The sequence below is a fragment of the Anaerostipes butyraticus genome (assembly GCF_016586355.1).
GTDB classification, from domain to species: Bacteria; Bacillota; Clostridia; order Lachnospirales; family Lachnospiraceae; genus Anaerostipes; species Anaerostipes butyraticus.
The window spans coordinates 229164-242679 of the sequence record NZ_BLYI01000043.1 but is presented as its reverse complement, the minus strand read 5'-3'; the positions used below and the strand labels follow the sequence as shown (position 1 = coordinate 242679).

Here is a 13516-nt window from a genome sequence, read left to right as displayed (position 1 = left end):
TTATGTGCTTAGAAAAACAAAAGCACCTGCATACTTAATTGAGTGCTGCTTCGTGGATGATAAAGATGATTACGAGAAATGGGATGCAAAGAGATGTGCGAAAGCAATTGTTCGTGGTATGCTGAACAAAGATATCAAAGGCGGATCCAGCACATCCGGCAGTACCAGTTCATCATCAGGCTCAACTGCATCCGGAAGCACGAGCGCATCTAAGATGACCGTGACTGTAGATGGATACTGGGGACCGAATACCACAAAAGCCCTGCAGAAAATCTTCGGAACGACCGTAGACGGCAAGGTATCCAATCAGTATGAATGTTACAAAGACCAGAACCCTGGTCTGGAAGATGGCTGGGAATGGGAAGGTGATCCATCCGGATACAGTCCGCTCATTAAAGCGATTCAGAAGAAGGTAGGGGCAGCGCAGGATGGACATATCGGACCGAAGACGATCAAAGCGATTCAGAAATATTTTGGCTGTACGCAGGATGGAGTATTCAGTGCGAAATCTCCTTGCATCAAAAAGCTGCAGCAGTGGATCAATAAACAGTAGAATTGGCCGGGGAGCAATCTCCGGTCTTTCTTTTTGTGAAAATATTTCCAAAAATTTACAAAAATCCATTGACAATACGCACAATGTGTGGTATACTATAACCATAGTAAAGGAAAGGAGGAGATGCTTATGAGCAAGAAAAAGAAAAAACGCCGTTATAAGAGACGACTGGAAATCATAATCTTAATAACGGCGTTGCTCAATCTAATATCAGCGATAGCTGACCTGATTGAGAAAATACTAAAGTAAATAGTACGGGGAAGGTTTTTCTTCCCTGTACAAATAGAATATCATAAAAAAGGAGGTCTAACAATGGCTTTTGATATTTTGAGAATTATATTTTTTACCGGAGTGATAATATATATACTGAGGGAATGGAAGAGGGAGAAATGATTATGTGGAAAGATGAAGTAAAGGCCGCAAGAAAGGCAGCAGGATTAACGCAGGCAAAAATGAATCAGATTATGAAAGTTCCAATGAGAACGATCCAGAGCTGGGAAGCAGGAGATAGGATTCCGCCAGAATATGTCCAGATTCTTGTTTTGGAAAAATTGGAACAGATAAAGAACGAATAGAGCAGAATGCTTAACAGGGCGCAAAATAAAGCAAAACGGATTTTGTAAAGTTACTTGAAATGCGAGATTAAAATCTGTATTATATTAGTATTAAAAGAGGTGATACTATGATGCTTGTAGATAAAGATATAAAAAGGTGGGTGAGTCAAGGACAACTGATAACGGAGGCGTACAATGAAGATAATGTTACGGGAATATCTTATGATTTATCGGTTGATGCATTTGAAGGTACGGACAACGAAAAAGTAGAACTTGCTCCAAGTGAAACGATTATAATAAGAACAAAAGAAAAGTTGAAGATGCCTTACAATATAACTGGAAGGATAGGTGAGAAAAATTCATTATTAAGGCTGGGAATAAAGGTAGACGGACCACAATATTTTCCGGGGCATGAAACATATGCTTTTTTACGGGTACATAATATATCAGGAAATATCATTTCTCTGAACAAGGGTGACAAGATTGCACAGATATTTTTTGAAGAATTAAAAGAAGTACCAGAGGTAACATATGATAAACAAGAGGGGGCATCATTTAACAATGAGGAGAAATATGTTGGATTTGGTAATTATGAAAATAAATATAGGGATAAAATAAAGTCTTTTGACAAAACAAAAGAAGAAATTGAAAATATGTCTGAAAAAATTTATGCCAATGTATTAACTTTAATGGGTATTATTGTTGCAATATTTTCTTTGATATCAATAAATTCACAGGCATTTACAGAGGCGGACTTAAATAGCAGTTATATTATTGCAATGAACTTATCTATTACGTTCTGTATTACAGTGATGCTAGGCTTGATATTGCTGATAGTAAACAAAAGAAGAAGCAAAGGGTTTTACATCGTGTATAGTGCGATTTTAGTATTCTTGCTCATAGCAACTATTGCATTTTGCAGAATGGTATAGTTGCAGAATATGGACATATTCGAAGAATAGCCAGGGAAAAACCTGGCTTTCTTTTTAAACAGTTTCCGAAATATATTGAAATACTGATACAGGCATGCTGTGATTAAAACATAATAAAAAGTACAATAGGAGTGTTTTGAACGGGAAAATCGCACAGGGAAAGGAATTTCAGTATTGATTTTAAAGAAATAGATTTATAATCCATATTGTTTCAATATTATAAACAATTACGAAAAGGTTGACACAATGGGGATCTAAATATCTTGGAGACCAGGGGTACGCGCCAATTGAAATCCTGCGGTATTATTATGGAGAAAACATGTATATTAATACAGCAGAACAGATTGCAGGAATTCCGGCATCCTGGCCAGGATATGATCTGACGATCGGATCAAGCGGTGATAAGGTGCGGCAGATGCAGGAGCAGATCAATCGCATTGCCAGAGATTATCCATCGATTCCTACGATTGCGGCAGACGGCCAGTATGGAGAAAGTACAGCGGCCGCTGTGAGAAAATTCCAAAATGTATTTGGACTTCCGGAAACAGGAGTTGTGGATTACCCGACCTGGTATAAAATCAGTGAAATTTATGTGGGCGTCAGCCGGATTGCCGAATTGAATTAAATTTTACAAATCAACAGACAGAAATGGTATACTAAAGAAAGAGGAAAATACAAAGGAGGTTGTTTTATGTTTAAAGATTTTGTATATGATAAATATTTAAAGGCGCCGGATCCGATTTCCTTTGAAGAAGCCATGAAGATTTATGAGGAGATTATGAAAGAAGCGCCGGATGACAATGATGCCTTTGACAAAGCCTGGGAGAACGCAATTGAAAAAATGACAGCATATGCAGATCTGCGTGCCCATTGGAAGATTACACCGAAACCGAAGAGGGATAATGATCAAAGAACGATAAAACATGACAGTGTGATCGCTTCTCTGGACCAGCTGGCGGAATGCATGAAAGAACAGAATCTGAATGCAGAATGGCGGGAGGAACTGGGATATCAGAGAAAAAGAATTGGAGATTTCGCATGTTATGTTTCGCTGATGTATGGATTATCCGCAAGATAATTTTTGAAAATAATAACGGGAGCAGCTTTTATACAGCTGCTCCCGTTCGTTATGATACATATTTTTTATTTTTACAGATCTTTTTTGCGGCACACATGCAGCATTTAGGGCTTTTTGAGGTACAGATTTCACCGTACCCTTTTGCGCAGTAAGACCATAGGATATAATGCACTTCTGCCGCTGATTTATTCATGTTTTCTGCAATGTTTCTGATAAGATCCAATGTTTCATAGATCGCCGCGGTGAAATGTTCTGAACAGCCAAGATGATAGCTGCCAAGAATCTGCCGGATGTGCTGATCCGGACGTGCAAGATCATACCCGATGTTTCGAAGATATTCCGCGGTTAAAACTTCGCCCATTTGGATATACTTATCAGGGCTGTCTTTGTGTGAAAGAGCTCTGATCAGAAGTTTCATAGAAGGATCCTGCCGGATCCAGAGATGATAATAGGAATCAATGGTTCCGTATCTTTGTTCCAGCAGGACCATTTTTTTCAGGTTGGTATGAATGAGTCCATCCATCTGCCGTTTGGTGTTCTGACCCGCATAGTTCAGCCTCTTGATTTCATCAGTTAATGTTTCAGGTGTTTTTGCCTGAAGAAGATCAGGATCATACTGGCAGAAAATCTGGTCAATCTCAGGAACGTGTCCAAGATTCAGGCTGACAGCCTTTTTGGTGTCGTCCCAGGTGATCCCGGAACTGAGCATAGAGTAAACCATTGCCCGGATATGATCCTGAATCTTAAAATCTTTATGATTTCTCCTGCGGTCGATCTGATGTTTGACGTAAGTATGATTCCAGAGCCTTTTTTCTCTGAAGCCATCTTCATGTTTCAGGTAAAGAGCCCTGAGCTGACGGTCCATATGTTCAATAATATCAGAAACAGCATCTATGTCAGTTCCCATGTATTTGTCCCTTTCATTGAAAAATAATATATGTAAATCCCCTTGTTATGAAATATTTTAAAACTCATTTTGTGGTTTGTAAACGCATATCGGGCATTATCGAAAGTTCATTTTTCTTTTCATTTACTATAAAGTCGGAGGTGAATGATATGAGCTTTGGCAATAACCTGCGGACTCTGATTGAAGAACGGAATATGACACAGAAAGAACTGGCACAGCAGATGAATATTGCTCCATCTACGATAGGCAGCTACGTGCAAAATACAAGGGAACCGGATTTTGCGACGCTGAAACTGCTTGCAGGGTATTTTGATGTGTCCATTGATTATTTACTGGATTATTCTTCTGGAGAAACAGAGAATCATCAGGAAGATGAAATGCTTCGAATTTTCAGGTCACTGACAGAAGAACAAAAGAATATCTGTATTGAACAGTGCAGAGTTTTCGTTTGCATGAATCATAAGAAAAAAACAAAAAAGAGAAAGCTGTCGTCATAGATTTTCAAAAATATAAGTTATCCATGCAGTCTGGCCATTGAATTTTTAAGATCAATGGCTTTTTTTCTGCTCTTAAACTTTAACTACATTACAGGCTCTTTTTATGATATAATGTGCTGGTAGTTAATGAAAGTAAAAAGCGGAGACTGATATCCGCTTTCCGGAGGAAACATCATGGCAAAAAAAGAACCAAAAACAAACGCTATGAGGATCCTGGAGAAAAAGAAAATCCCTTATGAAATACATAGATATGAATGCAGGGAATTTATTGACGGGATTGCGATTGCGGATATGCTGAATGAACCTTATGAAAGAGTATTTAAGACATTGGTAACAGAAGGAAAGAGCGGTGGATATTTTGTGTTCGTAATACCGATCCATAAAGAGCTGGATCTGAAGAAAGCCGCCAGGGCAGTTCATGAGAAATCTGTGGAGATGATCCATGTAAAAGATATTAATAAGATTACAGGATATATCCGCGGAGGCTGTACGGCCATCGGCATGAAGAAAGAATATCCGACCATACTGGATCAAAGCGCAGAAGACCAGGAGACCATCATGGTCAGCGGCGGGAAGAATGGAATCCAGCTGGAATTGAAACCGGAAGATTATCTGAAAGCCTGCAGAGGTGTGACGGCATCTTTGACGCGAGAAGAGGAGACAGAGGAAGTATGATAGAAGAAATTTTGGAATATAATAAAAAATTTGTAGAAGAAAAGAAATACGAAGAATATAAAACGAGCAAGTATCCGGATAAAAAGATTGCGATCATTACCTGTATGGATACGAGACTGACACAGCTGCTGCCGGCAGCTCTGGGCTTGAAAAACGGCGATGTCAAGATTATAAAGAACGCAGGAGGTGTCGTGAGCCATGCGTTTGGAAGCGTTGTAAGAAGTGTTCTGGTCGGTATTTTCGAGCTGGGCATAGAAGAAGTTATGGTCATCGGACATACGGACTGCGGCGTGCAGCATATTAATAGTGAGATGATGATCGAAAAGATGAAAGAGAGAGGAATTGACGGAGATAAGATTGATCTGATCCGTCATTGCGGGGTAGATTTTGATACATGGCTGGAAGGATTTGACTGTGTGGAAAATTCTGTAAAAGATTCTGTGGATATGCTCCGGAAACATCCTTTGATTCCAAAGGATGTAAAAATTTCCGGGTATGTGATGGATTCTGTAACAGGAGAGCTGTCCATTGTAGTTCCTTAAACAGCCTGCAGTTTTGAGACTTGAATAAAAAATCAGGATGGATGAAAAAGGAGGATGGATGAAAAAGGAGGATGGCATGAGAAAATATCTGATGCTTCTGATTCTTACAGCATGTCTGTGCTTCGGAGGATGTCAGAAAAAAGAAAAAACAGAAGCAGCGCCTCAGCGGGAGACCGCAGCGGCAAAAGAAACGGCATCGACGGCGAAGACATCAGCAGCTGCCGATGAAGAAAAAACGACGGCAGAGAAAGAAGAGAAGATCATGGTGGCGATCGATCCAGGGCATCAGAAGGAACAGATGACCGAGCAGGAGCCGATTGGCCCGGGCGCATCGGAAACAAAGCCGATGGTATCTTCCGGGACAGAAGGAGTTGTGACGGGAGAACCGGAATATCAGGTGAATCTTGAAGTATCCATGAAATTAAAAAGTATTCTTGAGGCCAGAGGATATGATGTCTATATGATAAGGGAAACCAATGATGTCAAACTGAGCAATCGAAAAAGAGCGCAGATGGCGAATGGCAGCGGCGCATCCGTTTTTCTGAGACTGCACTGCAACAGTGACAGCAGCTCATCTGCAAATGGCGCACTGACCATGTGCCCGACAGAGGCAAATCCTTATTGTGGAGAAATTGCTTCAGAAAGTAAGAGACTTTCAAGTCTGGTAGGCAGCAGTCTATGCCACAGGACGGGAGCCAGGAACAGAGGAGTGATAGAAACCGATCAGATGTCTGGCATCAACTGGTGTGAAATACCGGTAACGATCATTGAGATGGGATTTATGTCCAACCCGGAAGAAGACCAGAAACTGTCAGATGATCAGTATCAAAACCGTTTAGCAGAAGGAATCGCAGAGGGGGTAGACCGTTACTTTGAGGAATAGATCAATGGGAAAAGGAGGACTGTAAATGAGGGCAAAAGAAAAACAGGTGATTGCCATATTGTCTGCAGCAATTGTAGTGGTGGCAGCGGCTCTGATTTTCTGCCTGGCAACAGAAAACAGGTCTTCATCTGCAGAGAAATCTGCGGCTTCGGAGGAGCAGGAGACGTCAGACACAGAATCTGCTGCAGCACAGACAGAAGACTCTGATAAGACAGAAGCATCTTCTTCTGAGGCGACAACAGAAGAAGACAGTAATAGTAAATCTGCTTCTGAAATAATGAACGCAGATGACGGATATGTATTTCCGGATTCTAATACTTCTTATCTGACGAAAGAAGAAATAGAAAAACTGTCAACAGAAGAGATTCAGTATGCAATCAATGAAGTGTACGCCAGGCATGGATTAAAGTTTACGAAGAAATCAAATCAGGAAAAATTTGAAAAAAAGAAATGGTATACCGGCACAGTCGATGACCAGGATGATATTACGCTGAACCGATATGAGAAGAAAAATGTCAATCTGATGGCGGACATTCTGGAAGAGAGAGGTGCCAGATAGGGAGGAGTGAAACAATGTATTGTCCAAATTGTGGAAAAGAAGTAGAAGATGGTGCTCTCTTTTGCGGGGAATGCGGAGCTAAAATTGGAGAAGCCCCGAAACCGAAAAAGAAAACACCAGGAAAACCGGCAGCAAAGAAAAAGCCGAAGGATGGAGAATCTTTCAGCCCGAAGGCAAAGAAGATCATAATTGCACAGATTATTGTTCTGGCAGTGCTGATTGCTGCATTTATTTATCTCGGAACAAGGAACAGCAAGCCGGAATCAGCGGCGAACCAGTTTGTGAAAAATTATAATGATAGAAACTGGTCCAAAGTGTATGATGCATATCATTTTGAAGAGGATACTTTTATCAACGAAGATACCTTTAAAGCAACTATGGATCAGAGTGATACAGAGACCCTTTCCAGTCCGGTGGGAGGATATCTCAGCAATGGTGAGTATGTTTATCGAATCAGGAAAGGATTCAGTTATATTACCGTCACGGTAGGAAGATCTGCAGAAAAATCTTTTTTCTTTTTTGACAAGTATGAAGTAACCAGTGTTTCAGACAGCAGCGTATCGTTTCAGATGGTAACAGTGCCGAATATTTCAGGAGTAACATTGAAGATTGACGGCGTGAAAGCAGAAAATACATCAGACAGTGATGATGCGACATCTTACAGCGTAAAACTTTTCAGAGGAACGCACAAGGCCACATTCAGCGGAGCGGATGGAATATTTACGAAGAACAGCTATACGTTCGATACCAGCGGAAACAGTCTGATCAGTCAGATCGAGTATTCTGACAGCGCGAAAGAAGAAGCTGCAAAAGCGTTGGAAAGCTATCTTCCAGATATTACGGAAAATAAGATCAAAGGAAGAGAGAAATCAAATCTGGCGGATTATTTTATTTCTGACCAGCGTGCAGAGTTATATGGAGAATCCCTGTGCACAGGAACTTATTCTACAGGAAGCGATACAAAGAATTTAGGAGAGCTTGTGGTCAGCCGCTGTGTGGCAGTGGATCCGACAAGAAGCTATTACAGCGTAGCAAATGGAATTCCTGTGAACGTAAGCGCGACTCGTACTTACCAGTACCGGCTGTTCAGCGGAAGTTATACGACAGGTACATGCATTGTCAGAGGTACTGCTTATATGGTGAAAAAGGATGGAAAATGGGTAATCAATACCGTTTCTTATTACTAGAAAGAAAGGATGAAAAATATGGCGAATTTTTGTACAAAATGCGGAACCCCTTTGGTAGATGGAAGATGTCCAAAGTGTGATCCTAAACCAGATACTTCTCCAAAAGGAGATAAAAAAGAAAATGGAGAAGATACAGAAGTGCATCCGGTTCATGAAAATTATATACAGGCGATTCTGAATATGATCAGACGGCCGGTAACAGGATTTCAGGAGTCTGTAGCCGATGAAAACAGCAAGGTTGGTCTGATCCTGATGGGAATTGAAGCGCTGGCTTCAGGTCTCTGCGTCTTTTTCTTGATTGATAAGCTGATTTCCAAAGCAACTGCCGGTCTGACGACCAGCTATGGCACTTTTGGAAGCACAATCAGCAGCCAGCTGCCTTCCGCAGGAGGATATTTTCTGAAAGAAGTGATTTTTTCAATGGTATTTGCTCTGATCACGTCACTGCTTGTCTGGGGACTGATGCGCGGAATGGGCAAAGCGGAGATCAACTGGTTTCAAAGCTGTCAGATCGTCGGAGTTAAAAGCCTGGGATGTGCCATGGGATGGATCCTTGCGGCCGTAGGAGTTATCGTGGAACTGAATGTTTTTGCGGTCATTGTGCTCCTTGTAGGAATGGTTCTCGGCAATATTTATTATTATGCCGCATTGTTTAATTATCCAAAAACAAAGAAGGACGGCGTAACATACGCCGCACTGCTGATCGTGATCATTATGGCTGTGATCATGTATCTGGTCCTGACTCAGATGCTGACTTCTGCCATTGGAAGCGGACTGGATTCTCTGAATTCACTGGAAAACCTGTTATAGGCCGAAGGAGGAGACAATATGCTGCCAAAAGACCCTGTGATGCTTCTAAGCTACATCAATACCCAGCTGCGGGATTTCTATGGAAGTTATGAGGAATTATGCCGGGAACTGGATCTTGATGGGGAGAAAATCGCAGAACAATTAGAAGCTATCGGATACACATATGAAAAAGAAATAAATCAATTCCGGTAGTAGCCGAAATGCTAAATCTATGTTAAAATTTCCATATAAGGAGACGCAGACATGGAGTTAATTCGGTTAGAAAATGTTAAGAAAATTTATCAGTCAGGCGAAGTCATCACAAAGGCTGTGGATGGGATTGATTTTACAGTAGAAAAAGGTGAATTCGCCCTGATTATCGGCGCCAGTGGAGCGGGTAAAACAACCGTACTGAATATTTTAGGCGGTATGGATACTGCGACCAGTGGCGCTGTTTTTGTTGATGGAGAGGACATCGCTCAATGGAACGCAAAACAGCTGACCAGATACCGAAGAGATGACATAGGATTTGTTTTTCAGTTTTATAATCTGGTGCCGAATCTTACGGCGGTAGAGAATGTGGAACTGGCTCTGCAGATCTGCAAGAATCCATTGGATGCGGAGGAAGTATTGCGGGAAGTCGGTCTGGGAGACCGTCTCAATAATTTTCCGGCGCAGCTGTCAGGAGGAGAACAGCAGAGAGTTTCCATTGCCAGAGCTTTGGCGAAGAACCCGAAGCTTCTTTTGTGCGATGAGCCGACGGGAGCCCTGGACTATCAGACAGGTAAATCGATTCTGAAACTTCTTCAGGATACCTGCAGGAAGAAGGGAAAGACAGTTGTGGTAATCACACATAACCTGGCGATCGCTCCTATGGCAGACCGGGTGATCGAGATAAAAAACGGAAAGGTGAGCAGGATTACAAAAAATGAAAAGCCAGCGCCAGTAGAAAACATTGAATGGTAGGGATGCGAATGAAGAAAAAAGCATTATATAAGGATATTATCCGGACCATACGCAGGACACTGCCAAGATTTTTGTCGATTTTTTTTATTGTTGCCCTTGGAGTAGCGTTTTACTCAGGAATCCGAGTAACGGAAAAAGACATGAAGATTACAGCGGACCGTCAGTTTGATGACAGCAGTTTTATGGATCTCGAGGTTCTGGGAACGCTGGGACTGTCAGATCAGAATCTGAGAGCCATACAGGATCTGCCCGGTGTTGTTAAGGCAGAAGGATATTATTCAGTGGACACCATCTGTCAAAAGGAAGGGGAACAAGATGAGTATGTGATTAAGGTGATGTCGGCTGCAGATGAGTTAAATCAGATTGAGGTGACAGAAGGGAAAATGCCTTCCGGACAGAAGGAATGTCTGGTGGATGAGCACTTTGCCCGGGAAAATCAGCTGAAGATTGGGGATATCCTTGTGTTATCATCCGGTACAGAAGATGATCTGAGTGACACACTGAAAGAGAACAGATTTAAGATTACGGGAATCGGGAAGTCTTCAGCGTATCTTTCTATGGAACGGGGAAGCAGCAGCATTGGAAACGGCAGTATCAGTGGATTTCTCGTAGTGCCGAAAAAAGCATTTTCTCTGGATGTCTATACGGAAATTTACATAACAGCCAAAGATGCCAAAAAGGAACTGGCTTATACAGATTCTTATGATGATACGGTAGCCAGGACCAGGGATCAGCTGGAAGATATCCAGAATCAGCAAAATAAGGCACGTCTGCAGGAAATTCAGGATGATGCCAATGAGGAGATTGCCAGTCAGGAAGAAACATTCCAAAAAGAGAAGAATCAGGCCTTGAAGGAACTTTCCGATGCGAAGAAACAGCTGGAAGATGCGAAAGCTCAGATTGACGCTTCAGAAAAAACATTAAACAGCAGACAAAAAGAACTGGAAGACGGAGAGGAGGAAATTAAAAAAGGCTGGGAAGAATATAACAGTGGACTGGAACAGATCAGCAGTGCAAAAGAAAAAATTAAAAGCGGGAAATCTGCGCTGGAGAAAGAAGAAAAGAAACTTACATCCAGCGAAAGCCAGATACAGCAGCAGGAAAAGACACTGGAAGAATCAGAGCAGAAAGTAAAACAGGAAGAAACGAAGCTTGAAACGTCCCGGCAGCAGCTGGAAGAAAAAGAAAAGACTCTGGAACAGCTGGAAGAGCAGATTGCACAGTATGAACAGCTGCCAGACGCGTCTGAAGAGACATTAAATGAAATGAAAAAACAGCTGTCAGAAGGTCAGACGGCGGCTCAGACAGCCCGGCAGCAGCTGGAGGCAGGACAGAAAGAGATCAGCTCAGCCAGACAGCAGGTAACGGAAGGCAGACAGAAGCTGGAAAGCGCGAAAAAGCAGCTTGCAGAAGGCAAAAGTAAAATTAATGCCTCCCGGCAGCAGCTGGAGGCATCAGAAAATGAGATTACAAAACAGGAAGCGGCCCTCGCACAGGCCAGGCAGACACTTCAGCAGAATGAAACAAAGGCTGCCCAGGGGAAGAAACAGCTGGAAAGCGCAAAAAAGCAGCTGGAAGACGCAAAGACAGAGTACCAGAAGGGCTTGAAGGAATATCAGGAGTCTGAAAAAGAAGCCAGAGAAGAATTTGAAAAGGCAGAAAAAAAGATTCAGGATGCAAAAGATAAGGTCAGCGATATGGAAAAAGGCAGCTGGTACATTCTGAACAGAAAACAGACCCAGTCCTATGTAGAATATGGAGAGGAGGCTGCAAGGATCGGCGCGATCGGCAAGGTATTCCCGGCTATCTTTTTCCTGGTGGCGGCGCTGGTAAGTCTGACTGCAATGACGCGTATGGTGGAAGAGCAGCGGACACAGATAGGCACGATGAAAGCGCTGGGATACGGGGGAAGAGATATTGCGGCTAAATATCTGATTTACGGCATGGCGGCAACGGTTACCGGAAGTGCTGTTGGTGCGGTAGTCGGAGAAAAGGTACTGCCAAAGATCATCATTGAAGCTTATAAGATGATGTATGTAGGTCTTGGAACCGTTCAGGTGCCTTTGGAAGCTCAGTACACACTGATGGCTTCCGGAATTGCGATTGGCGTTGTAGTACTTGCAACGATGTCTGTCTGTTACAAAGAACTGAGAGAAAAGCCGGCTCAGCTTATGCGGCCTGCGGCTCCGAAAGAAGGGAAAAGGATTCTGCTTGAAAGAATTCCTTTTATCTGGAAGCGTTTAAGCTTTATCTGGAAAGCGACCATGCGGAATATGTTCCGGTATAAGAAAAGATTTTTTATGATGATTTTCGGAATCGGAGGAAGTATGGCGCTGATGCTGGTAGGATTTGGACTGAAGGATTCTATTTCGGCGATATCAGATAATCAGTTCCACAGGATTATCCGGTATGATATATCTGTTGGATTAAAGGAGGGAGCAGGAGACAAGGAAAAGGAAGAGCTGATACAGTGGCTTTCCAGGAAAGATAAGATCACGTCAGTCAGGGAAGTCAGAGAAACGACAGTAGATCTCAAGGCCGGCAGGGAGACATGTTCAGCATCTTTTATCGTGCCGCTGGATTTAAAAGCCTTTGATAAATACATTTCTCTGCAGGACAGAAAGACTGGAGAAAGAGAAAAACTGGGAACAGAGGGAGTCATCCTGGCTGAAAAAACAGCGTCTTTGCTTGGAGCAGAGCCAGGAGATGAGATTACCATTAAGGAAGGAGACGATGGATCTGTCAAAGTCAAAGTAGCTGCCTTAACAGAAAACTACATGATGAACAAAATCTATATGTCTCCGGAACTGTATGAGAAGCTGTACGGGGAAGCGCCGGAGGCGACAAATATTTACTGCTGTACCGAAAACGTTTCCGCGGATTGGGAAAATACAGCAGGAAGCCAGATCCTCGATCAGGATGGCGCAGGATCAGTATCTTTTGTTTCAGATGACGCGCAGACCATGGAAGACATGGTGGCGAATTTGAATATCGTTGTAGTCGTATTGATCGTATCCGCCGGACTTCTGGCATTTGTAGTGCTATATAATCTAAATAATATTAATATTTCGGAACGCCGTGCCGAGCTGGCAACAATCAAGGTGCTGGGATTTTATGATCTGGAGGTAGGAGAATATGTGTACCGGGAGAATGTGATTCTGACCATCCTTGGAATCATTGCCGGAATCGGTATGGGAATACTGTTGCACCGATATGTGATCCTGACGGCGGAAGTCGACCTGATCATGTTTGGCAGAAGCATTTATATGGCAAGCTATGTTTACAGCACCTTGCTGACCATTGGATTTGCTGTCATGATCAATTTCCTGATGTATTTTCAGCTGAAAAAAATTGACATGGTAGAATCCTTAAAGAGTACGGAATAAGAAAGGAC

At 42.4% G+C, this 13516-nt stretch carries 14 protein-coding genes and 2 pseudogenes; 15 read left to right on the top strand and 1 reads right to left on the bottom strand.

Annotated elements, in window-relative coordinates:
- From JMF81_RS10520 to JMF81_RS10500, 5 genes and pseudogenes are all read left to right on the top strand, one after another.
- Positions 1-553: pseudogene (locus tag JMF81_RS10520) on the top strand (N-acetylmuramoyl-L-alanine amidase); the annotation flags it as partial.
- Positions 554-948: 395 nt separating this feature from the next.
- Complete coding sequence (locus tag JMF81_RS10515) at positions 949-1128, top strand: helix-turn-helix domain-containing protein (RefSeq protein ID WP_201311409.1); 180 nt, start codon at positions 949-951, stop codon at positions 1126-1128.
- Positions 1129-1235: 107 nt separating this feature from the next.
- Positions 1236-2039 (top strand): dCTP deaminase, encoded by an 804-nt coding sequence (locus JMF81_RS10510; protein ID WP_201311408.1) that lies wholly within the window; start codon positions 1236-1238, stop codon positions 2037-2039.
- 238 nt (positions 2040-2277) lie between these two features.
- Positions 2278-2664, top strand: a pseudogene (locus JMF81_RS10505) (peptidoglycan-binding protein); the annotation flags it as partial.
- A gap of 66 nt (positions 2665-2730) precedes the next feature.
- Complete coding sequence (locus tag JMF81_RS10500; protein WP_201311406.1) at positions 2731-3117, top strand: hypothetical protein; 387 nt, start codon at positions 2731-2733, stop codon at positions 3115-3117.
- Positions 3118-3166: 49 nt separating this feature from the next.
- On the opposite strand, the gene JMF81_RS10495 is transcribed toward JMF81_RS10500, so the two are convergent.
- Positions 3167-4024 (bottom strand): hypothetical protein, encoded by an 858-nt coding sequence (locus JMF81_RS10495; protein ID WP_201311405.1) that lies wholly within the window; start codon positions 4022-4024, stop codon positions 3167-3169.
- Positions 4025-4173: 149 nt separating this feature from the next.
- On the opposite strand from JMF81_RS10495, the gene JMF81_RS10490 reads away from it, so the two are divergent.
- The 10 genes from JMF81_RS10490 (at position 4174) to JMF81_RS10445 (ending at position 13508) form a co-directional block, all read left to right on the top strand.
- The gene (locus tag JMF81_RS10490) at positions 4174-4521 is read left to right on the top strand and encodes a helix-turn-helix domain-containing protein (protein ID WP_201311404.1); all 348 of its coding nucleotides are present in this window, start codon (positions 4174-4176) and stop codon (positions 4519-4521) included.
- Between the two features lie 174 nt (positions 4522-4695).
- The gene (ybaK, locus tag JMF81_RS10485) at positions 4696-5196 is read left to right on the top strand and encodes a Cys-tRNA(Pro) deacylase (protein ID WP_201311403.1); all 501 of its coding nucleotides are present in this window, start codon (positions 4696-4698) and stop codon (positions 5194-5196) included.
- On the top strand, positions 5193-5738 hold the full coding sequence (locus JMF81_RS10480; RefSeq protein ID WP_201311402.1) for a beta-class carbonic anhydrase: 546 nt from the start codon (positions 5193-5195) through the stop codon (positions 5736-5738). The genes ybaK and JMF81_RS10480 overlap by 4 nt, the downstream gene beginning before the upstream one ends.
- A gap of 58 nt (positions 5739-5796) precedes the next feature.
- Positions 5797-6621 (top strand): N-acetylmuramoyl-L-alanine amidase, encoded by an 825-nt coding sequence (locus JMF81_RS10475; protein ID WP_201311401.1) that lies wholly within the window; start codon positions 5797-5799, stop codon positions 6619-6621.
- Between the two features lie 25 nt (positions 6622-6646).
- Positions 6647-7180, top strand: a complete 534-nt coding sequence (locus JMF81_RS10470) for a YARHG domain-containing protein (protein WP_201311400.1) — start codon at positions 6647-6649, stop codon at positions 7178-7180.
- 14 nt (positions 7181-7194) lie between these two features.
- Positions 7195-8367, top strand: coding sequence for a zinc-ribbon domain-containing protein (locus JMF81_RS10465; RefSeq protein WP_201311399.1), 1173 nt, complete (start codon positions 7195-7197; stop codon positions 8365-8367).
- 18 nt (positions 8368-8385) lie between these two features.
- The gene (locus JMF81_RS10460; protein WP_201311398.1) at positions 8386-9177 is read left to right on the top strand and encodes a zinc ribbon domain-containing protein; all 792 of its coding nucleotides are present in this window, start codon (positions 8386-8388) and stop codon (positions 9175-9177) included.
- Between the two features lie 18 nt (positions 9178-9195).
- Positions 9196-9369: a DUF4250 domain-containing protein gene (locus JMF81_RS10455; RefSeq protein ID WP_201311397.1), complete on the top strand. Its 174-nt coding sequence runs from the start codon at positions 9196-9198 to the stop codon at positions 9367-9369.
- A 51-nt stretch (positions 9370-9420) separates the two neighbouring features.
- A complete protein-coding gene (locus JMF81_RS10450; RefSeq protein WP_201311396.1) occupies positions 9421-10122 on the top strand; it encodes an ABC transporter ATP-binding protein in 702 nt (233 codons plus the stop codon).
- Between the two features lie 8 nt (positions 10123-10130).
- Positions 10131-13508, top strand: a complete 3378-nt coding sequence (locus JMF81_RS10445) for an FtsX-like permease family protein (protein WP_201311395.1) — start codon at positions 10131-10133, stop codon at positions 13506-13508.
- Positions 13509-13516: the final 8 nt, after the last annotated feature.